General features: G+C 73.3%; 23 protein-coding genes. 11 read left to right on the forward strand and 12 right to left on the reverse strand.

The features are described from left to right. Positions 1-3: 3 nt before the first annotated feature. Together ACGFNF_RS00950 and ACGFNF_RS00955 are read right to left on the reverse strand one after the other, a co-directional pair. Positions 4-216: a hypothetical protein gene (locus ACGFNF_RS00950; protein ID WP_151454486.1), complete on the reverse strand. Its 213-nt coding sequence runs from the start codon at positions 214-216 to the stop codon at positions 4-6. A 144-nt stretch (positions 217-360) separates the two neighbouring features. After that, positions 361-1,875 carry an NYN domain-containing protein gene (locus tag ACGFNF_RS00955; RefSeq protein ID WP_357579085.1) on the reverse strand — a complete coding sequence of 505 codons (1,515 nt, stop codon included), beginning with the start codon at positions 1,873-1,875 and terminating at the stop codon, positions 361-363. A 127-nt stretch (positions 1,876-2,002) separates the two neighbouring features. Here ACGFNF_RS00955 and ACGFNF_RS00960 point away from each other — a divergent pair, with 127 nt between their 5' ends. The 5 genes from ACGFNF_RS00960 to ACGFNF_RS00980 all read left to right on the forward strand — a co-directional run bounded on the left by ACGFNF_RS00960 (position 2,003) and on the right by ACGFNF_RS00980 (position 7,469). Continuing rightward, positions 2,003-3,757, forward strand: coding sequence for a DEDD exonuclease domain-containing protein (locus ACGFNF_RS00960; RefSeq protein WP_357579084.1), 1,755 nt, complete (start codon positions 2,003-2,005; stop codon positions 3,755-3,757). 129 nt (positions 3,758-3,886) lie between these two features. Further along, positions 3,887-5,674, forward strand: coding sequence for an HD domain-containing protein (locus tag ACGFNF_RS00965; RefSeq protein WP_357579105.1), 1,788 nt, complete (start codon positions 3,887-3,889; stop codon positions 5,672-5,674). Positions 5,675-5,727: 53 nt separating this feature from the next. Continuing rightward, positions 5,728-6,270 (forward strand): NUDIX domain-containing protein, encoded by a 543-nt coding sequence (locus ACGFNF_RS00970; RefSeq protein ID WP_357579083.1) that lies wholly within the window; start codon positions 5,728-5,730, stop codon positions 6,268-6,270. Beyond that, positions 6,267-7,145 carry a sugar phosphate nucleotidyltransferase gene (locus ACGFNF_RS00975; RefSeq protein ID WP_357579082.1) on the forward strand — a complete coding sequence of 293 codons (879 nt, stop codon included), beginning with the start codon at positions 6,267-6,269 and terminating at the stop codon, positions 7,143-7,145. Before ACGFNF_RS00970 ends, ACGFNF_RS00975 begins: the two co-directional genes overlap by 4 nt. Positions 7,146-7,181: 36 nt before the next feature. Beyond that, a complete protein-coding gene (locus ACGFNF_RS00980) occupies positions 7,182-7,469 on the forward strand; it encodes an Lrp/AsnC family transcriptional regulator (protein WP_088999172.1) in 288 nt (95 codons plus the stop codon). Between the two features lie 119 nt (positions 7,470-7,588). On the opposite strand, the gene ACGFNF_RS00985 is transcribed toward ACGFNF_RS00980, so the two are convergent. From ACGFNF_RS00985 to ACGFNF_RS01005, 5 genes are all read right to left on the reverse strand, one after another. Next, a complete protein-coding gene (locus tag ACGFNF_RS00985; RefSeq protein ID WP_132236151.1) occupies positions 7,589-8,266 on the reverse strand; it encodes a DUF4142 domain-containing protein in 678 nt (225 codons plus the stop codon). 176 nt (positions 8,267-8,442) lie between these two features. Then, positions 8,443-10,074, reverse strand: coding sequence for a cytochrome bc complex cytochrome b subunit (locus ACGFNF_RS00990; RefSeq protein ID WP_357578183.1), 1,632 nt, complete (start codon positions 10,072-10,074; stop codon positions 8,443-8,445). Then, positions 10,071-11,159 carry a ubiquinol-cytochrome c reductase iron-sulfur subunit gene (locus ACGFNF_RS00995; RefSeq protein ID WP_151454491.1) on the reverse strand — a complete coding sequence of 363 codons (1,089 nt, stop codon included), beginning with the start codon at positions 11,157-11,159 and terminating at the stop codon, positions 10,071-10,073. Before ACGFNF_RS00995 ends, ACGFNF_RS00990 begins: the two co-directional genes overlap by 4 nt. A 67-nt stretch (positions 11,160-11,226) precedes the next feature. Beyond that, positions 11,227-12,060 (reverse strand): cytochrome c, encoded by an 834-nt coding sequence (locus ACGFNF_RS01000; protein WP_132236145.1) that lies wholly within the window; start codon positions 12,058-12,060, stop codon positions 11,227-11,229. Positions 12,061-12,132: 72 nt separating this feature from the next. Next, positions 12,133-12,732, reverse strand: a complete 600-nt coding sequence (locus tag ACGFNF_RS01005) for a heme-copper oxidase subunit III (protein WP_132236143.1) — start codon at positions 12,730-12,732, stop codon at positions 12,133-12,135. Between the two features lie 108 nt (positions 12,733-12,840). Between ACGFNF_RS01005 and ACGFNF_RS01010 the strand changes: the two genes are divergently transcribed. The 4 genes from ACGFNF_RS01010 (at position 12,841) to ACGFNF_RS01025 (ending at position 15,855) form a co-directional block, all read left to right on the forward strand. Next, positions 12,841-13,785, forward strand: coding sequence for a cytochrome c oxidase assembly protein (locus ACGFNF_RS01010; RefSeq protein WP_357578184.1), 945 nt, complete (start codon positions 12,841-12,843; stop codon positions 13,783-13,785). 186 nt (positions 13,786-13,971) lie between these two features. Beyond that, positions 13,972-14,367 (forward strand): hypothetical protein, encoded by a 396-nt coding sequence (locus tag ACGFNF_RS01015; protein WP_132236139.1) that lies wholly within the window; start codon positions 13,972-13,974, stop codon positions 14,365-14,367. A gap of 88 nt (positions 14,368-14,455) precedes the next feature. Continuing rightward, positions 14,456-15,502, forward strand: a complete 1,047-nt coding sequence (gene trpD / locus ACGFNF_RS01020; protein ID WP_357578185.1) for an anthranilate phosphoribosyltransferase — start codon at positions 14,456-14,458, stop codon at positions 15,500-15,502. Positions 15,503-15,651: 149 nt separating this feature from the next. Beyond that, positions 15,652-15,855: a hypothetical protein gene (locus ACGFNF_RS01025; RefSeq protein ID WP_357578186.1), complete on the forward strand. Its 204-nt coding sequence runs from the start codon at positions 15,652-15,654 to the stop codon at positions 15,853-15,855. Between the two features lie 149 nt (positions 15,856-16,004). On the opposite strand, the gene ACGFNF_RS01030 is transcribed toward ACGFNF_RS01025, so the two are convergent. After that, positions 16,005-16,433 carry a cytochrome c oxidase subunit 4 gene (locus ACGFNF_RS01030; RefSeq protein WP_357578187.1) on the reverse strand — a complete coding sequence of 143 codons (429 nt, stop codon included), beginning with the start codon at positions 16,431-16,433 and terminating at the stop codon, positions 16,005-16,007. Positions 16,434-16,443: 10 nt separating this feature from the next. Next, positions 16,444-17,415: a cytochrome c oxidase subunit II gene (gene coxB, locus ACGFNF_RS01035; protein WP_132236131.1), complete on the reverse strand. Its 972-nt coding sequence runs from the start codon at positions 17,413-17,415 to the stop codon at positions 16,444-16,446. Between the two features lie 189 nt (positions 17,416-17,604). Between coxB and ACGFNF_RS01040 the strand changes: the two genes are divergently transcribed. Continuing rightward, complete coding sequence (locus tag ACGFNF_RS01040; protein ID WP_393164926.1) at positions 17,605-18,756, forward strand: cysteine desulfurase family protein; 1,152 nt, start codon at positions 17,605-17,607, stop codon at positions 18,754-18,756. Next, a complete protein-coding gene (locus ACGFNF_RS01045) occupies positions 18,753-18,986 on the forward strand; it encodes a sulfurtransferase TusA family protein (protein WP_132236127.1) in 234 nt (77 codons plus the stop codon). Before ACGFNF_RS01040 ends, ACGFNF_RS01045 begins: the two co-directional genes overlap by 4 nt. A gap of 145 nt (positions 18,987-19,131) precedes the next feature. Here ACGFNF_RS01045 and ACGFNF_RS01050 read toward each other — a convergent pair whose 3' ends face one another. From ACGFNF_RS01050 to ACGFNF_RS01060, 3 genes are all read right to left on the reverse strand, one after another. Then, a complete protein-coding gene (locus tag ACGFNF_RS01050) occupies positions 19,132-20,109 on the reverse strand; it encodes a carbohydrate kinase family protein (RefSeq protein ID WP_151456659.1) in 978 nt (325 codons plus the stop codon). A 169-nt stretch (positions 20,110-20,278) separates the two neighbouring features. Further along, positions 20,279-20,647: an iron-sulfur cluster insertion protein ErpA gene (gene erpA, locus ACGFNF_RS01055; RefSeq protein ID WP_091104634.1), complete on the reverse strand. Its 369-nt coding sequence runs from the start codon at positions 20,645-20,647 to the stop codon at positions 20,279-20,281. A 163-nt stretch (positions 20,648-20,810) separates the two neighbouring features. Further along, entirely contained in the window at positions 20,811-21,950 is a 1,140-nt protein-coding gene (locus ACGFNF_RS01060) for a glycerate kinase (RefSeq protein ID WP_357578227.1), read from the reverse strand. Positions 21,951-22,000: the final 50 nt, after the last annotated feature.

A 22,000-nucleotide genomic window follows, 5' to 3' on the forward strand; every position in this document is an offset into this window, starting at 1 on the left:
CCGTCAGGCGACGCGGCGGCGTCGGGTGCGCCGCCCGGCCGGCCCGGGAGCGGGCAGGACCTCCACCTCGAACCCGGCCCGGGCGAACACCTCGATCGCCCGGGCCTCCGCGCCGTCCAGCCCGGCGGCCGGGGACGAATCGTCGAGCAGGGCCGTCACCAGGCAGTCGCCGCAGCCGGTCCCCCGGATACCGCACCCCGCGCAGTCGATGAGCATCTCGCCTCCTGATGCGCTGCGGTGACCGGGCGCGGCGTCACCGTCGCCGCCCGAGCACCGTCCGTCACCACGACGGTAGGCAGGGGGTACGACAGAAAAGGGACAACCGGTCGCGGACGGCCCGAAAGCGATCAAGCGCCCCGATCAGGAACGGGCCAGGCGGCGCAGCAGTGAGTCGGCGCCCAGCGGGTACGCCCCGTGCCGGCGTACGCCGTCGGCGACCTCCCGGTCGGAGGAGACCACGACCACCGGCCGTCCCGGCGGCTCGGCGCGGACCAGGCGCCGGATCAGCTCGTCGGCGGTCTCCCCCTTGCGGGAGAAGAGCACCCGTACGCCGCGCGGCGCCGGCGGCAGCCCGTGCATCCGTTCGGCGCCGTCGAAGACCACCGTGACCTCGTCGCCGGTTTGCGCGGCGATCCCGCCCAGGCCGGTGATCAGCCGCTTGCGCTGCTGTTCCAGGGACATCTCGCCGAAGCCGCGCTTGGTCACGTTGTAGCCGTCGACGACGAGGTGCGCCCGGGGCAGGGCGAGGAGCTGGTCGAGGCGGGCGGGGTCGTCGGTGTCCCGGGCGCGCGTCGCGGCGCCGGCCGCCGGGGCGGTGGTCTGGTCGGCGAAGGCGTCGGCGACGAAGTCCGCGGGCAGCTTGTCGACCGGATCGAGCGCCAGCTCGCGGCGCAGCCCGACGGCGGCCTGCCCGATGGTCTCCAGCAGCAGCCAGAGCCGGGCGTCGTCGACCGAGCGGGCCTCCTTGGCGCTGGCCCGGGCGACCCCCGCCGCCGCCTCCGCCTCCGCCAGCCGGGCCCGCACCCGGCGCAGCTCGGCGTCGGCGTCCGCCGTCGCGCGGGCGGCCCGCCCCCGCTCGGTGGCGAGCAGCTCGGTGGCCTTGCGCTCGCGGGCCTGCGTCTCGCGCAGCGACCGGGTCAGCTGCCGGCTCTCCTCGCGCAGCTGGCCGAGCTCCTCGCGGACCCGGGCCAGCTCGTCGCGGAGCTTCTCCGCCTCGACCCGGGCCACCGCCCGGTCGTGCTCGGCGCGGGTGGCCCGCTGCTCGGCCTCGCGGACCAGCTCGGCGACCACCGCGCTGTCGGCCTCGGCGCGGACCGCCGCGCCGCTGGCCTCGATCAGCTCCCGCCAGCCCCGGGGGCGGGCCAGGTAGGCCAGCGCGGCCACCTCGACCGGGTCGGCGGCGGCCGGCGCGGTGCCCTCCAGCACGGCGGCGCCCAGGTCGCCGGTGTCGGCGAGGACCCGGGCGGTGATCCGTTGGCGGAACAGCGGGTCCGCGGTGAGCTGGGCGGCGATGGCCGGGGCGCCGAGCCGGGCCCGGCGGTTGGGGGCGAACTTGGCGACCCGGCGCAGCGGGACCGGCACCTCGTCGGCGGGCAGCCCGGGCAGCACCGTCGCGGTGAGCGCCACGATGCGCTGGCGGACCGGCTCCGGCAGCACGGGCTCCGGCTCGGGCACCGCCGCCTCAAGCTCGGCAGCCTCGGACTCGGGCGCCTCAGCCTCGGAAGCCTCGGACTCGGGCGCTTCGGACTCGGGCGCCGAAGCAGACGCCTCGGAGGCCGGGGTGGTCCCGGCGGGGGCGCCCTCACCGGGGTCGCGCGCAGCGTCGACCGGATCCTCCTGCCGGAGGTGGTCGTCGTGCGGCTCGGTGAGGGGCATGTGGCAAGTCTCCCACCGCGACCGGGCCCACCGCCCGGTGAGTGAGCCGATCTCTCATCCTAGACCGGTGGTGACGTCTGATGCCGTTGGGACGGGAGTGTCGGACCGGACCGTTAGCGTGCCGCCGATGGCACAGACCGAGTACGTCCAGGAGCCGCTGGCCGGTTTCGACCCCGGCGCGGGCGGGGTCGACCCGGCGCTGCCGCTGTACGCGACGACGTTCGTGGTGGTCGACCTGGAGACCACCGGCGGCGCGCCGGACGGCGGCGGGATCACCGAGATCGGCGCGGTCAAGGTGCGCGGCGGCGAGGAGCTGGGCGTGCTCGCCACCCTGGTCAACCCCGGCGTGCCCATCCCCCCGTTCATCACCGTGCTCACCGGCATCACCCAGGCCATGCTGGTGCCGGCCCCGCCGATCGAGCAGGTGCTGCCGAGCTTCCTGGAGTTCATCACCGACGCCGTGCTGGTCGCCCACAACGCCCCCTACGACGTGGGCTTCCTCAAGGCCGCGTGCGCGAAGCACGGCTACCGCTGGCCCAACCCGCGGGTGCTCGACACCGCCGCGCTGGCCCGCCGGGTGCTCACCCGCGACGAGGTGCCCAACCGCAAGCTCGGCACCCTCGCGGCCTACTTCCGCACCGCCACCCAGCCGACCCACCGGGCGCTCGACGACGCCAAGGCCACCGTCGACGTGCTGCACGGGCTGATCGCCCGGCTGGGCGGGCACCGGGTCGACACCGTCGGCGACGCCATCGAGTTCGCCCGGGCGGTCACCCCCACCCAGCGACGCAAGCGGCACCTGGCCGAGGGCCTGCCCAAGGCGCCGGGGGTCTACATCTTCCGGGCCGCCGACGACCGGCCGCTCTACGTCGGCACCTCCGGCGACATCGCCACCCGGGTGCGCAGCTACTTCACGGCGGCGGAGAAGCGGGCCCGGATCTCCGAGATGCTCGCCGCCGCGGAGCGGGTGGAGGCGGTGGAGTGCGCCCACTCGCTGGAGGCGGAGGTCCGCGAGCTGCGGCTGATCGGGGCGCACGCCCCGCCGTACAACCGGCGGTCGAAGTTCCCGGAGCGGGTGCTCTGGCTGAAGCTGACCGACGGGCCGTACCCCCGGCTGTCGGTGGTCCGGGCCATCTCCCCCGGCGACGCCGCCTACCTCGGGCCGTTCAGCTCCCGTCGGGCGGCGGAGCTGGCCGCCGCCGGCTTCCACGACGCCGTGCCGCTGCGCCAGTGCACCCACCGGCTCTCGCTGCGCACGGTCACGCCGGCCTGCGCGCTGGCCGAGCTGGGTCGCTGTCCGGCGCCCTGCGAGCACCGGATCTCCCCCGAGGAGTACGACGCCCGCGCGGTCGCGCCGTTCCGCACCGCCACCGCCAGCGACCCGCAGCGGGTGGTCGACGCCCTGCTCGCCCGGATCGACACGCTCTCGGACGCCCAGCGCTACGAGGAGGCGGCGGTGGCCCGGTCCCGGCTGGCGGCGGTGCTGCGGGCGACCGTGCGGATGCAACGGCTGACGGCGCTGACCGGGATCGCCGAGCTGGCCGCCGCGCGTCCGGCGGCCCGCGGCGGCTGGGAGCTGGCGCTGGTGCGGCACGGCCGGCTGGCCGGGGCGGGGGTCTCACCCGCCGGCGTCCACCCCCGACCGACGATCGCCGCGATCCGGGCGACCGCCGAGACCGTCCCGCCCGGCCACGGCCCGGTCCCGCGCGCCTCGGCCGAGGAGACCGAACGCATCCTGTCCTGGTTGGAGCGACCGGAGACCAGGCTGGTGGAGATGTCGTCCGGCTGGGCGTCCCCCGTGGCCGGTGCGGCCCGCTTCCGCGACCTGCTGCGCAAGGCCGAGAACGCCGCTTCCCACCAAAGCTCGACCGAACGCCCATGACCAAGTGACCGATCGGACTACCTCCACTCCCTTAGGCTGTTAGAGAAGTGCAGTCCTGCCCGTTTCGTGGGCCTGCTCCCGGTTGCCGGGTTTCGGCGGCCGTGGAGCCGGGGTGAGGAGGTGTCCCACGTGGACGTCGACGCCGGACACGGCGCCGCCCTGGGGGGCGCCCTTCCGACCCAGGCGGGCGAGCTGCCGCTGGCCCGCCGGCTGCGCTCGCTGCTGAGCTGGCCCACCGCCGACACCGATCCGGTCAGCCAACTCGTCCGGACCCACCGGACGATCCATCCCGGCACCGAGCCCTCCGTGCTGCGCCGGGCCTACACGATCGCGGAGAACATGCACCGCGGGCAGTTCCGCAAGAGCGGCGAGCCCTACATCACGCACCCGCTGGCGGTGGCGCAGATCTGCGCCGAGATCGGCATGGACGCCATCACCCTGGTCGCCGCGCTGCTGCACGACACCGTGGAGGACACCCGCTACACCCTCCAGGCGCTCGCCGAGGACTTCGGGCCGGAGGTGGCGCACCTGGTCGACGGGGTGACCAAGTTCGACAAGGCCTTCTACGGCAAGGCCGCCGAGGCCGAGACGATCCGCAAGATGATCATCGCGGCCGGCAAGGACGTCCGGGTCCTGATCATCAAGTTGGCCGACCGGCTGCACAACATGCGCACCCTGGGCGTCCGGTCCGCGGCGTCCCGGGAGCGGATCGCCCGTAAGACGCAGGAGGTGCTGGTCCCGCTCTGCGACCGGCTCGGCATCCAGACGCTCAAGCGCGAGCTCGACGACGTGGTGCTGCTGCACCTGGAGCCCGACGAGCACGCCCGGATCGCCCGGCACGTGCACGACCGGCCCGGCTGGGACGCGTACCTCGACGAGGTGGTCACCAGCGCGAAGTCGGCCCTGCGCCGCAGCCGGGTGGACGCGGCGGTGACCCCCCGCTCCCGGCACCTCTACTCGATCTGGAAGGACACCGTGGCCGGTGGCCACAGCGCCCCCTTCGACCTGCCCCGCATCGTGATCGTGGTGGACGGCCCGGCGACCGACTGCTACGCGGCGCTCGGCGCGGTCCACGGCGTGTGGCGACCGGTCCCCGGCCGGTTCAAGGACTTCATCGCCTCCCCCAAGAACAACCTCTACCGCTCGCTGCACACCACCGTCTGCGGGCCCAGGAACCGCACCGTCGAGGTGCTGATCCGCACCGTGGAGATGCACCGCTCGGCGGAGTACGGGGTCGCCGCCGACTTCCGTTTCCCGCGTTCCGGCGGCGGCACGGCCCGTGCGGAGCAGCTCGACTGGCTGCGCCGGGTGCTCGACTGGGAGCAGGACGCGGCCGACCCGGCCCAGTTCCTCGAATCGTTGCGCTGCGACCTCGCCGAGGCGCAGATCCAGGTCTTCGCCGACGGGCGACAGGTCGTGCTGCCCGCCGGGGCGACCCCGGTGGACCTCGCGTACGAGTTGGCCACCGAGCGGGGCGACCACTGCCTCGCGGCGCGGATCAACGGCCGGCTGGCCCCGCTCTCCTCGGAGTTGGACGAGGGCGACGTGGTGGAGATCTTCACCGAGACCGACGCGGCGAACGGTTTCGACGCCGACGTCGCCCCGCGTGGCCCCCGCCGGGAGTGGCTCGGCTTCGTCAAGTCGCCGCAGGCGCAAATGCAGATCAGCCGGTGGTTCGCCGAGCACACCGAGCCCGGCATCTCCATCACCGACAAGGTCCGCCTCGGCCGGGCCACCATCGGGCTGGCCCTGCGCAAGCACGACCGGGGCCTCGCCAGCGACCTGCCGCTGCTGCGGCTGTCGGAGGAGTTGGGCTACCCCGACCTGGAGACGCTGCTGGTCGCGGTCTTCGACCGGGTGATCGAACCGGACACGGTCGTACGCCAGCTCATCGACCTGGTGGACCACCGGCAGTGACCGCCCCGGGCCCGGGTGGTCCGAACGCTCCTCGCGGCCACTAGCCTGGACGCATGATCCCCCGCTCGCGCGCCACCGGTCGAGCCGTCGCCTACCAGGTCTTCTACCGGCTGCCACTGCCGGTACGCCGCCGCCTGGTCCGGCTGGCCGTGCCGAAGTACATCGTCGGCGCGGTCACCCTGGTCCGGGACAGCGAGGCGGCGGGCGCGGGCCGGCTGCTGCTGCTGCGTCAGCCGCCCGGCAGGGGCTGGGGCCTGCCGGCCGGCCTGTTGCAGAAGGGCGAGGCGCCGGTGGTGGGCGCCGCCCGGGAGCTGCACGAGGAGTCCGGCATCCGGCTGTCGCCCCGGCAGTTGAGCCCCGCCGTGCCGAACGCCGTGGTGCACGCCAAGGGCTGGGTGGACGTCGTGTTCACCGCCGAGGTGCCGGCGTCGAGCACCGAGTTGAAGGTCGACGGGGCCGAGGTCTACGAGGCCGCCTGGCACCCGCTGGACGACCTGCCCAAGCTGACCTGGCCGACGGCCCGGCTGCTCGCGTACTACGACATCGGGCCGCTGGCCGGGCAGTTCCCGCCACCGGTGCCCGACAGGAAGCCGTGACCGCAGCCCCGGCGGAGGTCTGCGCGGTGGTGCTCGCCGCCGGCGAGGGCACCCGGCTGCGGCCGCTGACCGAGCGGCTGCCCAAGGCGCTCTGCCCGGTCGGCAACGTGCCGCTGCTCGACCGGGCGCTGCACCGGCTGGCCGGGCTCGGCCTGGTCGGGCCCGGCCGGGTCGCCGTCAACGCCTGCTACCTCGGCGACCAGGTCGTCGAGCACGTCGGGGACCGCGCCCACCTCTCGGTCGAGCCGGGCGACCCGCTCGGCACCGCCGGCGGCGTGGCGAACCTGCGGGACTGGATCGCCGGGCGCGGGGTGCTGGTCGGCAACGCCGACGCCTACCTCGCCGACCCGGCCCGTCCCCCGGGCCCCGACATCGCCGCGCTGCTGCACGACTGGGACGGCGACTCCGTACGCCTGCTCGGCCAGCCCGCCCCTGACCCGGCGGCACCGGGCACCTTCGACGGCCACGTCTTCACCGGCTTCTCGCTGCTGCCGTGGCGGCTGGTGCGGGAGCTGCCGGTCGGGTTCGGCGACCTCGTCCGGGCGCTCTGGCGTCCGGCGGAGGCGGCCGGCGCGCTGACCGTCGTGCCGTACCCCGGCACCTTCTACGACACCGGCACCCCGGCCGACTACCTGGCGGCCAACCTGCACGCGGCCGGCGGCGGCAACCTGGTGGACCCGACGGCCACGGTGACGGGCCGCTGCCGCTCGGCGGTGGTCGGCGCGGGCGCCGTCGTGCACGGCGACGTGGAGCGGGCGGTCGTCTGGCCCGGCGCCACCGTCGGGCCCGGCGAGCACCTGCGCGACGCGGTACGCGCCGGAACCGCCCTCACCGTCCCCGGCACACCGCCGTCCCCGGGCCGGGGAAGCCTCTAGCATGGGCGACGACGCCGACGAACGGAGAAATGTCCCGTGATCACCGCGATCGTGCTGATCGACTGCGCCACCGACTCGATCCCCGAGGTGGCCGAGAACCTGGCCAACCTGCCCGGCGTCAGCGAGGTCTACTCGGTGGCGGGCCACGTCGACCTGATCGCGATGGTCCGGGTCCGGGAGTTCGAGCAGATCGCCCAGGTGATCGCCGGCAGCATCTCCAAGGTGCCCGGGGTGCTCAACACCGAGTCGCACATCGCCTTCCGGGCGTACTCCCAGCACGATCTGGAGGAGGCCTTCGCGATCGGCCTCGCGAACGCCGACTGACACGCGGGTGTAAGGAAGGCACCGTCCTATCGCGTACGCGATAGGACGGTGCCTTCCTTAACCTGAAGCCCGGCGGGCGGCCCGCCCGGAGGCGGACCGCCCGTCGTGGTGAGGCGACGTCAGCTACCCGCGGGAGCCGGCGTCTCGATGGTGCCGCCCGGAGCCGGCGACTCGGTGGTGGTGCCGCCCGGAGCCGGGGTCTCGGTGGTGCCACCCGGAGCCGGCGTCGTGCCGCCCGGGCTCGGGGTGCCGCTGGCGCTGGTCTGCGGCACCGGGATGCCCAGCTGCTCCGCCAGCTGCACCAGCGCGTCGTAGTGCGCCTGCAGCGTCGGCAGGGCGGTCTGGGCCAGCTGGACCACCGACTGTTCGGAGCCCTGCGAGATCTCCGTCTGGGTGGCCTGGATGGCCTGGACGTGGCCGGCCAGCTCGCTGGTCACCCAGAGCCGGTCGAACTCCTCGCCGCTGGCGTTGTTCAGCTGGTCGATGACGGACTGCTGATCCGCGGTGGGCTCACTCGGCAACTCCACGCCCAGCTGCGACGCGGTCTGCTGCACCGTCTGGTCGAGCTGGGTGTGGTCCGTCTTGAGCCGGGCGCCCAGGTCCTTGACCCCCTGGCTCTGGCCCTTCTGCTGGGCCAGGTCACCCGCGGTGATCTCGAACAGATTCACCTGGTGCACGGCCTGCAGGTACTGGGTGTCCTGCTGCGACGGCTGCACCGCGGCCTGTGCCGCCGCGGCCGGCGCGATCCCCACCAGCACCAGCGCGGCCAGCAGGCCGAGGCGTTTGATACCCAACATGCTTCCCCCCCTTGAGACGTTGGATCGCACGGATACCCGGCTGACCGGGGTTATTCCTGCGATCCCCCGTCGGGGAGGCGACCGACCGACACGCCCGTGTCGGACCGTCGGGGGCGGAAACGGACGTGGCGCCCGCCGGAGGACTCCGGTGGGCGCCACGTCGAGGTGTCGCGGGGTCAGCGGCGGCTCTCGCCGCTGCCGATCTCCTCCCGCTCCGGTCGGGGCTCGACCGGCGGGTGCCCCGGCGAGACCGGCGCCTCGGCCGGCTTCTCGATCGGGTAGAAGAAGCCCCGGATGGCCGGGCCGAGGGCGCCGAGCCGGTTCATCTTCTTCGGCACGACCCAGCCGGCGTACGGCAGCGCGCCGTGGCCGTCGCCGTGCCCGTCGGCCGCCGCGAGCGGCTGGTGCACCTCTTCGAACCGGCCGTCCGGCAGGCGCCGGATGATGCCGGTCTCGACACCGTGGGCGAGTACCTCCCGGTCGTGCTGCTGGAGACCCAGGCAGATCCGGTAGGTGACGTAGTACGCCAGCGGCGGCAGCACCAGCAGGCCGATGCGGCCAGCCCAGGTCATCGCGTTCAGGCTGATCTGGAACTTGTCGGCGATGACGTCGTTGGCGCCGGAGAGGGTCAGCACCACGAAGAACGCCAGCGCCATGGCGCCCAGGCCGGTCCGGGCCGGCACGTCCCGGGGACGCTGGAGCAGATTGTGGCTCCTGGTGTCCTTGAGGCGCCGGGCCTCCAGGAACGGGTAGAGCGTCGACAGGCCGACCAGGATGCCCGGCAGCACGACCGTCGGCCAGAACAGCGGCGGGATCACGTACCCGTCGCCGATCGGGATGTTGATCTCCCAGTTGGGCATCAGACGGGTCGAGCCGTCGAGGAACATGACGTACCAGTCGGGCTGGCTGGCGGCCGAGACCACCCACGCCTCGTACGGGCCGAACAGCCAGATCGGGTTGATCTGGAACAGGCCGCCCATCAGCGCGATCACGCCGAAGACGACCATGAAGAAGCCGCCCTGCTTGATCGCGTAGCGGGGGAACATCCGCTCGCCGACCACGTTGCCGTTGGTCCGGCCGGGGCCGGGCCACTGGGTGTGCTTCTGCTTGAAGACCAGGCCCAGGTGGGCGCCGATCAGCGCGAGCAGCAGGCCCGGGACGAGCAGCACGTGGGCGATGTAGAACCGGCTGATGATGATCGTGCCCGGGAACTCCCCGCCGAAGACCGACGAGGTGACCCAGGAGCCGACCACCGGGATGGAGAGCATGATCGCCGAGGCGATCCGCAGGCCGGTGCCGGAGAGGCCGTCGTCCGGCAGCGAGTAGCCGGTGAAGCCGGCGAGGAAGCCGACCCAGAACAGCAGCGAGCCGATGATCCAGTTGGTCTCACGCGGCTTGCGGAACGCGCCGGTGAAGAAGACCCGGAGCATGTGCACCACGATGGCGGCCATGAACAGCAGCGCCGACCAGTGGTGCATCTGCCGCATGATCAGGCCACCGCGGACGTCGAACGAGATGTCCAGGCTGGAGGCGTACGCGGCCGACATCGGCGTGCCCCGCAGCGGGGCGTAGCTGCCGTTGTAGACGACCTCGGTCATCGCCGGCTCGTAGAAGAAGGTCAGGAAGACGCCGGTCAGCAGCAGGACGACGAACGAGAACAGCGCGATCTCGCCGAGCAGGAACGACCAGTGGTCCGGGAAGACCTTGTTCAGCAGCCGGCGCAGCGGGGTGGCCACCTGGAAGCGGTCGTCCACTCCCCGGGCGACGTTCCCCGGGATTGCTGCCTTGTCAAACTTGCGCCGCTTCACGGCCGCTCCCAGAAGTCGGGCCCGACGGTCTCGGTGTAGTCGGACTTGGCCACGAAGTAGCCCTCGGAGTCCACCTCGATCGGCAGCTGCGGCAGCCGTCGGCTGGCCGGGCCGAAGATGGGCCGGGCGTTGTCGGTGATCAGGAACTGCGACTGGTGGCACGGGCAGAGCAGGCGGTTGGTCTGCTGCTCGTACAGGCTCGCCGGGCAGCCGGCGTGCGTGCAGATCTTGGAGAACGCGGCGTAGTTGCCCCACATGTAGTCGCCGTGCTGCTCACGCTCGTTGGCCTGGCGCGACTTCTGCGCGTCGGAGTCCCGCAGGTGGATCAGCAGGGTCGGCGAGTCCGCGTGCAGGTTGCTCACGCCGTGGTCGATGCCGGGGAAGACGGTGATCTGGCCGCCCGCGCTGACGTCCGCCGGGCGGACCGGCCGGCCGTCCTCGCGGACCAGGCGGATCTTCTCGCCGCTCTCGGTCGGGGCGAAGCCCGTCCTGAACATCTGGTTGTTCTTGTGCGGCTGGGAGATCAGGCCGCCGACCAGGGGCGCCGCGGCGACCGCACCGACCGGCGCGAGACCGGCCAGCAGCGAGATGCCGAGCAGCGGCCGGCGCTTCACGCCCAGCTCGTCGGCCATGTAGAGCATGGTCTGGCCGGTGATGATCCGGTCGTCGGAGGCGACGGCACCCTCGTGCCGGTCCTGGATCGAGACCTCCTTCGGCAGCAGCTTCTTGCCCCAGGTCAGGATGCCGAAGCCGATGCCGAGCAGGGCCACGCCGAGGGTGACGCCGAGCAGGGGCGTGTACCACTTGTCGCCGCCGCTGCCCGGGGAGTACTCCCACGGCCACCAGATGTAGATCACCAGGAACGCGGTCGCCGCCAGGCCGGTCAGCAGGAAGAACGACGCGACCGTACGGGTCAGCCGGCGCTCGGCCTTGCTGCCCGGCGCCACCTGCGGCTCGTAGTGGACGATCTCGATGTCGTCCCGGCGCGCGCCCTCGCGGACGATGTCGAACTGGCTGAGCCCGGGGGTGTTCACGTCGAGCGGCTCCCGGCCCTGCTGGGCCTGGTGCTCGGTGTGCGTGGTCATGCCGTCACCTCGCTACGGGCGGTGCCGCGCTGCGGCACCACGGCACTGAATCGGATGAGCCGCCCGGTCACGACTTGCCCGCAATCCACAGGCTCGCGAAGACGAGCGCGACGATGCCCACCAGGAAGATCGCCAGGCCCTCGGTGGACGGCCCGTACCGACCGAGGTTGAAGCCGCCCGGGTCCTGGTCGTGCTTCAGGGTCTCCTGGATGTAGGCGATGAGGTCCGCCTTCTGGTCCGGGGAGATCTGGTTGTCGCCGAAGACCGGCATGTTCTGCGGGCCGCTCAGCATGGCGGCGTAGATCTGCCGGTCGGTGGCCGGGCGCAGGCTCGGCGCGTACTTGCCGGAGGACAGGGCGCCGCCGCCGCCGCCGAAGGCGTGGCACTGCGCGCAGTTGATCCGGAACAGCTCGCCGCCGGCGGCGACGTTCCCGTCGGCGTGCAGGTTGTCACCGTCGGGCACCACCGGGCCGCCGCCGAGTTCCTGGACGTACTGCGCGAGCTGGCGGGTCTCCTCGTCGGTGAAGAGCTCAGGCTTGCGCTGGGCCTGGGCCTCCTGCCGGGCCATCGGCATGCGGCCGGAGCCGACCTGGAACTCGACCGAGGCCGCGCCGACGCCGATCAGGCTCGGCCCGCGCCCCTCGACGCCCTGCGCGTTGCGACCGTGACAGGTCACACAGCTCACGTCGAACAGCGCCTTGCCCTCCGCGGCGGCACCGGTGAGCGGGGTGTCCTGCGCCTGCACGCCGGGGGCGAAGACGGTGTAGGCGCCGCCGGCCAGCATCAGCGCGGCGAACAGCCGGACCGCGGCACCCAGCCGGCGGCGGCCCCTGCTGCGCGCCGCGGGCCGCTCGCGCAGCCGCGCGAGCAGACCGCGTCGGCGGTCGTTGTCAGAAGTCATGACCTGTGTCCTTAACCGGTTGGACCTTGTCTCAGGGGACGGAGCAGCGGCGCGGTTCGTGACGCGCCAAGATCACTGAAGCCAGTAGATCATGGCGTAGAGCCCGATCCACACGACGTCGACGAAGTGCCAGTAGTAGGACACGACGATCGCCGACGTGGCCTGCGCCGGTGTGAACCGGCCCATGGTGGTGCGGATCATGAAGATGACGAAGGCGACCAGACCGCCGGCCACGTGCAGTCCGTGGAAGCCGGTGGTCAGGTAGAACATCGACCCGTAACCGTCTTCGTTGATCTTGATGCCCGCGTGCACCAGCTCGCGGTACTCGTTGAGCTGGCCGAGGACGAAGATCAGGCCCATCACGAAGGTGATCGTGAACCAGCGCCGCAGCGCGTGGACGTCACCCTTCTCCGCGGCGAAGACACCGAGCTGGCAGGTCACCGACGACAACACCAGGATCACCGTGAAGGTGGTCGCGTAGGGGATGTTGAGGTGCGTGGTGTGTTCCGCCCACTGCTCCGGCGCCGCCGCGCGGATGGAGAAGTACATCGCGAACAGCGCCGCGAAGAACATGAGTTCGCTGGAGAGCCACACGATCGTCCCGACGCTGACCATGTTGGGTCGGGTCAGGGAGTGGATCCGGCTCTTGTCAATGGCTGGGGCCGCAGTCACGCGGTCATTATTGCCCTTGACCGGGGCCGCCGATCAGCGGGGGGCCAAACCCGTGGCATCCACAGCCCGATCGGGGCAGTCCGGTTCGCCTGACCTAGGCTGAAAAGCGTGCTGCACGCCGATCCGATCTCCGCCGCAGCCGCCGTCGCCGCGCCGGCGGCGAGCGCGGCCACCCCGCCACCGTTCACCGTGACCTCGGTGTTCACCGAGACCAGGCTGGACAGCTGGCTCGCCGTCGGCCTGGTGCTGGCCGCCGGCGTCTACCTCTACGGGGTGCACCGGCTGCGGGTCCGGGGCGACCGGTGGCCGGTCGCCCGGACGGTCTTCTTCCTCGGCCCCGGCCTCGGCGGCATCGCGGCGGTCACCGTCAGCGGCCTGCACGCGTACGACACGGCACTGCTGTCGGTGCACATGGTCCAGCACATGGTGCTCTCCATGATCTCGCCGATCTTCCTCGCGCTGGGCGCGCCGGTGACGCTGGCCCTGCGCACCCTGCCGCCACGACCGCGCAAGCGGCTGCTGGCGGTCGTGCACAGCCGGATCGCCCGGATCTACAGCTTCCCCCTGGTGGCGTTCGCCATCTTCGTGGTGAACCCGTTCGCGCTCTACTTCACCGACCTGTACCGCTACACCCTCGAGCACGTGTGGGCGCACGAGGTCGTGCACGCGCACTTCATCATGACCGGCTGCGTGTTCTTCTGGCCGCTGCTCGGCCTCGATCCGCTGCCGGGCCGCTGGCCGTACCCGGCGCGGGCGCTGCTGATGCTGCTCTCCGTGCCGTTCCACACCGTGCTCGGCCTCACCATCATGCAGAGCAGCACGCTCTTCGGCGGCGACTGGTACCCGTCGCTCGGGCTCACCTGGTCGGACCCGTGGCAGGACCAGGTGGTCGCCGGCGGCATCCTCTGGGCCGGCGGCGAGTTCGTCAGCGTGACCATGCTGGCCGTGCTGGTCGTGCAGTGGATGCGGCACGCCGAGCGGGAGGCCCGCCGCGTCGACCGCGACCTGGACCGCCAGGAGGCCCGTCAGCGTGCCGCGGAGTCCACGGCCTGAGCCGGGCCGGCCGGTACGCCCCGGCGCCGCCGCCGGGCGGACGTCGCACACCTCACACCGACCGGTACGATCAGCGGGCGGCCACGAGGTGGGAGCCAGTCCGACCGACGAGCGCGCAGCGAACGAATCATCAAAGCTCAGTGTGATGGTGCCGCACGACGGCACGGAGCGAAGCGGAGTGCCGGCATGAGCGATCGTCTTTGCACCGTCCTGCTCTACAGCGACGACCCGGAGGTCCGCGACCGGATGCGGCTCGCCGTCGGGCCGCGCCCCGCGCCCGGCCTGCGGGTCGAGTTCGTCGAGGCGTCCGACTACGCCGAGTGCGTCCGGCTCGTCGACGACTACGAGATCGACCTGCTGGTGCTCGACGGCGAGGCGAGCCCGGGCGGCGGCATCGGCATCGCCCGGCAGATCAAGGACGACCGGGCCGACGCCCCCCCGACCTGCGTGGTGATCGCCCGCGCCGCCGACCGGTGGCTCGCGGCGTACGCCGAGGTCGACGCCACCCTGGTGCACCCGCTCGACCCGGTGACCACCGGCACCACGGTGGCCGAGCTGCTGCGGACGCACGCACCCGCCTGACGTCCCCCGCTCCGGCCCGCCACGGCGCCGGGCCGACCGGTGCCGGTTCCCATCCCACCCGTCATCTCGCACGCTCGGGAGGCCCGCCTTGGGCGATCGGACCTGGCCGCACCTGCTCAACGCGCTGCTGCGCGGCGAGGAACTCGCCACCGCCGACACCGCCTGGGCGATGGGCGAGATCATGGCCGGCTCGGCCGCCCCGGCGCAGATGGCGGGCTTCGTCGTCGCGCTGCGCGCCAAGGGTGAGACCTCGGCCGAGCTGGCCGGTCTGGTGGAGGCGATGCTCGGCCGGGCGGTCCCGGTCGAGCTGCCCGACGAGCTGCGCGCCACCGCCCTCGACGTGGTCGGCACCGGCGGTGACCTCGCGCACACCGTCAACATCTCGACCATGGCCTCGCTGGTGGTGGCCGGCGCCGGTGTCCGGGTGGTCAAGCACGGCAACCGGGCGGCCTCCTCCTCCTGCGGCACCGCAGACGTGCTGGAGTTCCTCGGCGTGCCGCTCGACCTGGGCCCCGAGGGGGTGGCCCGGTGCGTCGCCGAGGCCGGCATGGGCTTCTGCTTCGCGGCCCGCTTCCACCCCGGGATGCGGCACACCGGCCCGGTACGCCGGGAGCTGGGCGTGCCCACGGTGTTCAACTTCCTCGGCCCGCTGACCAACCCGGCACGGCCCCGCGCCGGAGCGGTCGGCTGCTTCGACGCCCGGATGGCCCCGGTGATGGCCGGCGTCTTCGCCGCCCGGGGCGACTCCGTGCTGGTGATGCGCGGCGAGGACGGGCTGGACGAGTTCACCACCGCCGCGCCGACCCGCGTCTGGGCGGCCCAGGGCGGCGTCGTCAGGGAGTCGCTGCTGGACGCCGCCGACCTCGGCGTACCCCGGGCCACCCTGGCCGACCTGCGCGGCGGTGACGCCGCCTTCAACGCGGACGTGGTCCGTCGGCTGCTGGCCGGCGAGACCGGCCCGGTGCGCGACGCGGTCCTGGTCAACGCGGCGGCGGCGCTGGCCACGCAGGGCCCGCTCGACGGCGACCTCACCGTGGCCCTGCGGGCCGGGCTCGACCGGGCCGCCGAGTCCGTCGACTCTGGGGCCGCCGCCCGCGTCCTCGACCGCTGGATCGAGGTCGCGCGCGCCCTCTGAGCCCCGGGCCTCGCCGAAGGTTGTCGGACCCCCGTGGGAAACTACAGCTGAGTAGTTCCCACATCCGTCCTGCGCCGTCGAGCGCGGCGATCCCCGTCGGGCGCGTGCGACAACACCCCCGCGCGGGACCGGAGCGAGAGGAGACGCCCGTGTCGGAGCGCGAGCTCTACTGCGACACCTGTGAGGGCGTCGAGCCGTTCGAGGCGCCGCCGTGCGCCGACGGCCACGGCGCCGACTGCCCCGAACTGGTCTGCACGGGCTGCGGCGCGGCCGTGCTCGTCCCCACCTTCACGTTCCGCCTGACGCGTCCGAGCGGCCGGCACCGCCCGGCGAGCCGCCGCCACGCCGCCTGAGACCACCGCCACCGCTGACCGGGCGTCGGGCCCCGCGCGGTGACCGGCTCAGCGCCGCTGCCGCACACGGCCCGCGCCACCCGTTCCACGCCGAAGGCCCGCCTCCCCGGGGAGGCGGGCCTTCGGGACGTTCGCGGGCGACCGACCGGTCAGTGCTCGGCGGTGCGCCGGGTGCCGCTGTAGTACTCGAACAGCAGGCCGCAGACGGAGAACGTGACCGCCAGCATGCCGAGGCCGAGCAGCCAGAACTGCCAGAACGCGAGGCCGAAGCCGGCCATCCCGACGGCGATCGCCAGGCCGAACGGCCAGTAGCTGCCCGGGCTGAAGAAGCCGATCTCACCCGCGCCGTCGGCGATCTCGCCGTCCGGCCGGTCCTCCGGCCGAAGGTCGATCCGGCGGGAAACGAACCAGAAGAAGCCGCCGCACATCGTGCAGAGCAGGAAGCTCAGCAGCAGGGCGACCGTGCCGACCCACTCGACCTGACCGCCGGAGTCGGCGGCGGTCCACCCGCCGTAGAGGACGGTGGCGAAGAGCAGGAACCCGGCGATGACCAGGAAGATGCGCCACTCGGTCTTCATGCCCGATCCCTCAGCTTCCCGCGCCGGCCGGCGCGTCGTCCGGGTTGAAGTTGGCCTCGGTGCGACGGGTCTCGAACGGCTTCGTGGTCTTCGCGTACGGGTCCTCGCCGATCGCCGTCAGCGCCTCCTGCGTGGACCTGCCGTCCCGCTTGGCCGCCAGGAACTGCTCGTACTTCTCCGGGGAGACGACCCGCAGCTCGAAGTTCATGAAGGCGTGGTAGCTGCCGCAGAGCTCGGCGCAGCGGCCGACGTAGGCGCCCTCGGACTCCAGCTTCGAGACCTCGAAGACGTTGCGGATCTTGCCCGGCATGACGTCGCGCTTGAACAGCAGCTCCGGCACCCAGAACGAGTGGATGACGTCGCGGCTGGTCTCCTCGAACCGGATGGACCGGTCGGTCGGCAGCACCAGGATCGGGATGACCTCGCTGGTGCCGAGCACGGAGGCGACCGTGTTGGCGTCCTGGCCCTGACCGTCGCGGTAGTTGAACTGCCAGTTCCACTTGAACGCGACCACCTCGACAGTGACGTCGGGGTTCTTGGTCGTCCGCACCACGTCGGTCTGCACGACCGCCGTGTAGTAGAACAGCACGGAGACGATCAGGATCGGCGCGATGGTGTAGAGGAACTCCATCGGCATGTTGTAACGGGTCTGCACCGGCAGCTCGTTGCCCCGCTTGCGGTAGCGCACGACGCACCAGAAGATCAGGCCCCACACGAAGACGCCGACCGCGAGCGCCGCGATGCACGAGGCGATCCACAGGTCGTACATCCGGTGCGACTCGGGCGTGATGCCGCCCTGCGGCCAGCCGAAGCCGCCGAACGCCGCGCCGACGTCGCAGCCCGTGAGCAGGACCAGCAGCGCCGCTCCGCCGAGACCGAGCCCGGCGATCCGACCGGCACCACGTCCCCGGCGCCCACCGGCTCCTGGGGAAGCGCTGTGCCGTACGGCCGACGGCCGTACCTCCGAACTCCTTGCGACCACCTGGTCCTGCCTCCCTAGCGCGCCGCGGTGTCTTGTCCCTGCCCTCCGCCTGCGGAGCGACAGCACCAGCGGCAAAGGCGTCACCGACGGTCGCAGATTACTCGACCATGACGGGCTGGACCGTGTTGGGGTCGCTGTCGGCCCCCATCGGGGGGATCTTGGGCATACCGGCGCGATACGTTGGCTTGCGTGAGCGCATCCCCGGTCTACCTGGACGCGGCCACCGCCGCGCCGCTGCATCCGGTCGCCCGACAGGCGCTGCTGGCCGCCCTCGACGACGGCTGGGCCGACCCCGGCCGGCTCTACACGCAGGCCCGCCGCGCCCGTCAACTCCTCGACGCCGCCCGCGAGGCCTGCGCGCAGACGCTCGGCGTCCGCGCCGACGAGCTGTCCTTCACCCCCAGCGGTACGACGGCCGCGCACTCCGCCGTGCTGGGGGGCCTGACCGGCCGGCGTCGGGTGGGCGCCGGCCTGGTGCACTCCGCGATCGAGCACTCGGCGGTGCTGCATGCCGCCGAGAAGCACGTCGCGGCGGGCGGCACGGCCACGCCCGTGCCGGTGGACCGGCTCGGCCGGCTCGACCTGGACCGCTGGGCGGCGGCGGTCCGGGCGCCGGGGGTGGCGCTGGCCGCGCTGATCGCCGCCAGCCACGAGGTCGGCACCCTCCAGCCGGTGGCCGGGGCCGCGCGGGAGTGCGCCGAGGCGGGGGTGCCGCTGTACGTGGACGCCGCCCAGGTGGTGGGCCGGGCCCCGGTGCCGGCGGGCTGGTCGGTGCTGACCGCCAGCGCGCACAAGTGGGGCGGGCCGCCCGGGGTGGGGCTGCTGGTCGTGCGCAAGGGCACCCGCTGGGAGTCGCCCTGGCCGGCCGACGAGCGGGAGGCCGGGCGTACGCCGGGCACGCTCAACCTGCCGGCGGTGGTGGCGGCGGCGGCGAGCCTGCGCGCGGCGGCGGCCGACGCGGCGGCCGAGGCGGCCCGGCTGGCGCCGCTGGTGGCCCGGATCCGGGACCGGGTGGCGGCGGAGGTGCCCGACGTGGAGGTGGTGGGTGATCCCGACCACCGCCTGCCGCACCTGGTGACCTTCTCCTGCCTCTACGTCGACGGCGAGGCCCTGCTGCACGCGCTCGACCGGCGCGGGTTCGCCGTCTCCTCGGGCTCCTCGTGCACGTCGTCGACGCTGCGGCCGTCGCACGTGCTGGAGGCGATGGGGGTGCTCTCGCACGGCAACGTGCGGGTCTCGTTGCACCGGGAGACGACGGAGGCCGACGTCGAGAGGTTCCTCGCCGAACTGCCCGGCGTCGTGGCGGGGCTGCGCGCGGAGGCCGGGGTGGTGGGGCTGTGACGGCGCCGGCGGAGATCCTCGACTGTCGCGGTCAGCGCTGCCCGCTGCCGGTGATCGCGGCGGCCCGGCGGCTGCCCGAGCTGCCCGTCGGCACGGTGGTGCGGGTGCTCGCCGACGATCCGGCCGCGGCGGTGGACATCCCGGCCTGGTGCCGGATGCGCGGCCACGAGTTCCTCGGCACGATCACCGGGCCGGACGGCCCCGCCTTCGACGTCCGCCGCCGCCACTGACCCGGGTGGTGCGGGGGCCGACCCGCACCACGCCGCCGTTACCGCTGGCGCCTGCGGGTCCACCGGCCAGCCCGCCGTCCGGGCCGCCCGGGGTGTTCCTCACCACCCCCGGCGGCCCGGCGACGCGACCAGCGCCGGTGTCACCTCACGGCACGAGGTGCGGGCGGACGTCCTCGGCGGCGACGTCGCCGTACGACTCGGCCAGGCGCTTGACGAACAGGTCGCGGCGGACCTCGTACTCCTGGGTGCCGACCGTCTCCAGCACCAGCGTGGCGAGCAGGGAGCCGACCTGGGCGGCCCGCTCCAGCCCGAGCCCCCAGGAGAGGGCGGTGAAGAAGCCGGCCCGGAAGCCGTCGCCGACGCCGGTCGGGTCGACCGCCTGGGTCTCCCGCGCGATCGGCACGTGGATCGGGTCGAAGTCCCGCCCGGCGATCTCCACCCCGTCCTTGCCCAGCGTCGTGACCCGCACCTTGACCCGGTCGAGCAGCTGCGCGTCGGTCAGCCCGGCCTTGCTCTGCAGCAGCGACTTCTCGTAGTCGTTGGTCATCAGGTACTCGGCGCCCTCGATCAACCCGACGACGTCCTCGCCGTCCATGCGGGCGAGCTGCTGGGACGGGTCGGCGGCGAACCGGTAGCCGCGCTCCCGGCACTCGGCGGAGTGCCGCAGCATCGCCTCCGGATCGTTCGCGCCGACCAGGACCAGGTCCAGCCCGTCGAGGCGGCGGGCCACCGGCGCCAGCTCGATGTTGCGCGCCTCGCTCATCGCCCCGGCGTAGAACGAGGCGATCTGGCACATGTCGGTGTCCGTGGTGCAGACGAACCGGGCGGTGTGCGCCACCTCGCTGATGTGCACCGAGTCGCAGTCGACGCCGTGGCGCTCCAGCCAGGAGCGGTAGTCGGCGAAGTCCGCGCCGACCGCGCCGACCAGGACCGGGCGCAGGCCGAGCTGCCCCATGCCGAAGGCGATGTTGGCCGCCACCCCGCCACGCCGCAGCACCAGGTCGTCCACCAGGAAGGAGAGCGAGACCTTGTGCAACTGGTCGGCGATGAACTGGTCGGCGAAGCGACCGGGGAAGCTCATCAGATGGTCGGTGGCGATCGAGCCGGTCACGGCGATCTTCATGTCAACCTCGGGGTCGGGAGCAGGGCGCCGGTCAGCCTACCGGCCCGGCCCCCTCAGGATGACCGGTCGGTCGGCCCCGGGTCACCTTCCCGACGGCTCGTTTCCGACCGGAAGACGACGGCGGGGCCGCCCCGGAGGACGGCCCCGCCGTGGTCAGCGGAGGTCTGGCTCAGCTGAACGAGTCACCGCAGGCGCAGGAGTTGCCCGCGTTGGGGTTGTCGATGGTGAAGCCCTGGGCGTCGATCCGGTCGGCGAAGTCGATGGTGGCGCCGGCCAGGTAGGGGGCGCTCATCCGGTCGACGACGACCTCGACACCGTCGAAGTCGGTGACGACGTCACCGTCGAGCGACCGCTCGTCGAAGAAGAGCTGGTACCGCAGGCCGGAGCAGCCACCCGGCTGCACGGCGACCCGGAGCCGCAGGTCGTCGCGGCCCTCCTGCTCGATCAGGGCCTTGACCTTCTGCGCCGCGACGTCGGTGAGGACGACGGACGTGGGGGCCTTGGCCTCGGTCGACTCGGTCTGCGCTGGCGTGGTCACGTGAAATCTCCCTGCGCGGTTGGGTCCGGACGCACTGGCCAACATCTCCTGTCGCCCAGCCATTCCCGGTGTGGTCCAGATCCGATGGTACGCCGCCGCGGCCGGCCCCACCCGTCCGGCGTGACCAGGGCCGCCGCCCGGCGCGCCCCCGCACCGGCCGTGGTCAGCGGCTCCACTGCCGGGCGAGCCGGGTGCCGAGCGCCCGCAGCCCCTCGGCCGGGCGCTCCATCGCGGCGGCCAGCCCGCCGCGTTCCTCGCCCCCGAAGTGCTCCACCAGGCTGTACGCGTCGGTCACCCCGGCCGCCCCGGCCTCCCGCCGCCCGGTGCTCACCCGGCCCGCGACCACCACGCAGGGCACGCCCCGGTCCCGGGCGGCGCCGGCCACCCCGGCCACCACCTTGCCGCGCAGCGACTGATGGTCGAACGAGCCCTCCCCGGTGATCACCAGGTCGACCTCGTCGAGCGTGACGTCCAGCCCGATCGCCCGGGTGACCAGGCCGATGCCCGACTCGCAGTGCCCGCCCAGCGCCAGGACGGCCGCGCCCAGCCCGCCGGCCGCGCCGCCGCCCGGCAGCGCGCCCAGCCGTTCGGGGCAGCCGGGCAGGTCCCGCTCCAGCACGGCGGCGAAGCGCTCCAGCGCGGCGTCGAGCAGCAGCACGTCGGCCCGGTCGGCGCCCTTCTGGGGGCCGAACACGTTGCTGGCCCCGTGCAGCCCGAGCAGCGGGTTGTCCACGTCGGTGGCGGCCACCAGGCGGGCGTCGCGCAGCCGGGGCGCGCCGTCGAGGGCGTCCGCCGCGCCGAGCGCGCCCCCGCCGTACGGCAGTGCCTGGCCGGTGGCGTCCAGCGGGGTCACGCCGAGCGCGGTGAGCATGCCCGCGCCGCCGTCGTTGGTGCCGGAGCCGCCCAGCCCGATCACGACCGTCCGGGCGCCGGCCTCCACGGCGGCGGCCACCAGCACCCCCAGCCCGTACGAGGAGGTGGTCTTCGGGTCCCGCTCGGCCGCGTCGAGCAGGTGCAGCCCGCACGCCTGGGCGCTCTCCAGCCAGGCGGTCGCACCGCCGTCGGTGAGCAGGATCTCACCGGTCGTCGGGCGGCCCAGCGGGTCGACGGTCGGCACCGGGAGCCGGCGCCCGCCGAGGGCGTCGGAGAGCACGTCGATGAAGCCCGGTCCACCGTCCGACAGGGGCCGCACGAGCAGGTCGTCGCCGGGGGCGACCTCCCGCCAGCCGGTGGCCACGGCGTCGGCGACCTGCGGGGCCGGCAGGGTGCCGGCGAACTTGTCCGGACAGAGCAGCACGCGCATGTCGAGCAGTGTGGCAGCACACACCGCTGGAGGCTGCGCCGAGGCCGCAC

Source organism: Micromonospora sp. NPDC048868 (genome assembly GCF_043198195.1).
Classification (GTDB): Bacteria; Actinomycetota; Actinomycetes; order Mycobacteriales; family Micromonosporaceae; genus Micromonospora; species Micromonospora reichwaldensis.

Excerpts from the sequence above, each read along its gene's own strand:
- ACGFNF_RS01015 (WP_132236139.1), top strand. The coding sequence starts at position 13,972 with ATGAGCGATCGTCTTTGCACCGTCCTGCTCTACAGCGACGACCCGGAG.
- ACGFNF_RS01060 (WP_357578227.1), bottom strand. The coding sequence starts at position 21,950 with ATGCGCGTGCTGCTCTGTCCGGACAAGTTCGCCGGCACCCTGCCGGCC.
- ACGFNF_RS00985 (WP_132236151.1), bottom strand. The coding sequence starts at position 8,266 with ATGTTGGGTATCAAACGCCTCGGCCTGCTGGCCGCGCTGGTGCTGGTG.
- ACGFNF_RS00960 (WP_357579084.1), top strand. The coding sequence starts at position 2,003 with ATGGCACAGACCGAGTACGTCCAGGAGCCGCTGGCCGGTTTCGACCCC.
- ACGFNF_RS01000 (WP_132236145.1), bottom strand. The coding sequence starts at position 12,060 with ATGACTTCTGACAACGACCGCCGACGCGGTCTGCTCGCGCGGCTGCGC.
- ACGFNF_RS00955 (WP_357579085.1), bottom strand. The coding sequence starts at position 1,875 with ATGCCCCTCACCGAGCCGCACGACGACCACCTCCGGCAGGAGGATCCG.
- ACGFNF_RS01030 (WP_357578187.1), bottom strand. The coding sequence starts at position 16,433 with ATGAAGACCGAGTGGCGCATCTTCCTGGTCATCGCCGGGTTCCTGCTC.
- ACGFNF_RS00950 (WP_151454486.1), bottom strand. The coding sequence starts at position 216 with ATGCTCATCGACTGCGCGGGGTGCGGTATCCGGGGGACCGGCTGCGGC.
- ACGFNF_RS00995 (WP_151454491.1), bottom strand. The coding sequence starts at position 11,159 with ATGACCACGCACACCGAGCACCAGGCCCAGCAGGGCCGGGAGCCGCTC.
- ACGFNF_RS00970 (WP_357579083.1), top strand. The coding sequence starts at position 5,728 with ATGATCCCCCGCTCGCGCGCCACCGGTCGAGCCGTCGCCTACCAGGTC.
- ACGFNF_RS01050 (WP_151456659.1), bottom strand. The coding sequence starts at position 20,109 with ATGAAGATCGCCGTGACCGGCTCGATCGCCACCGACCATCTGATGAGC.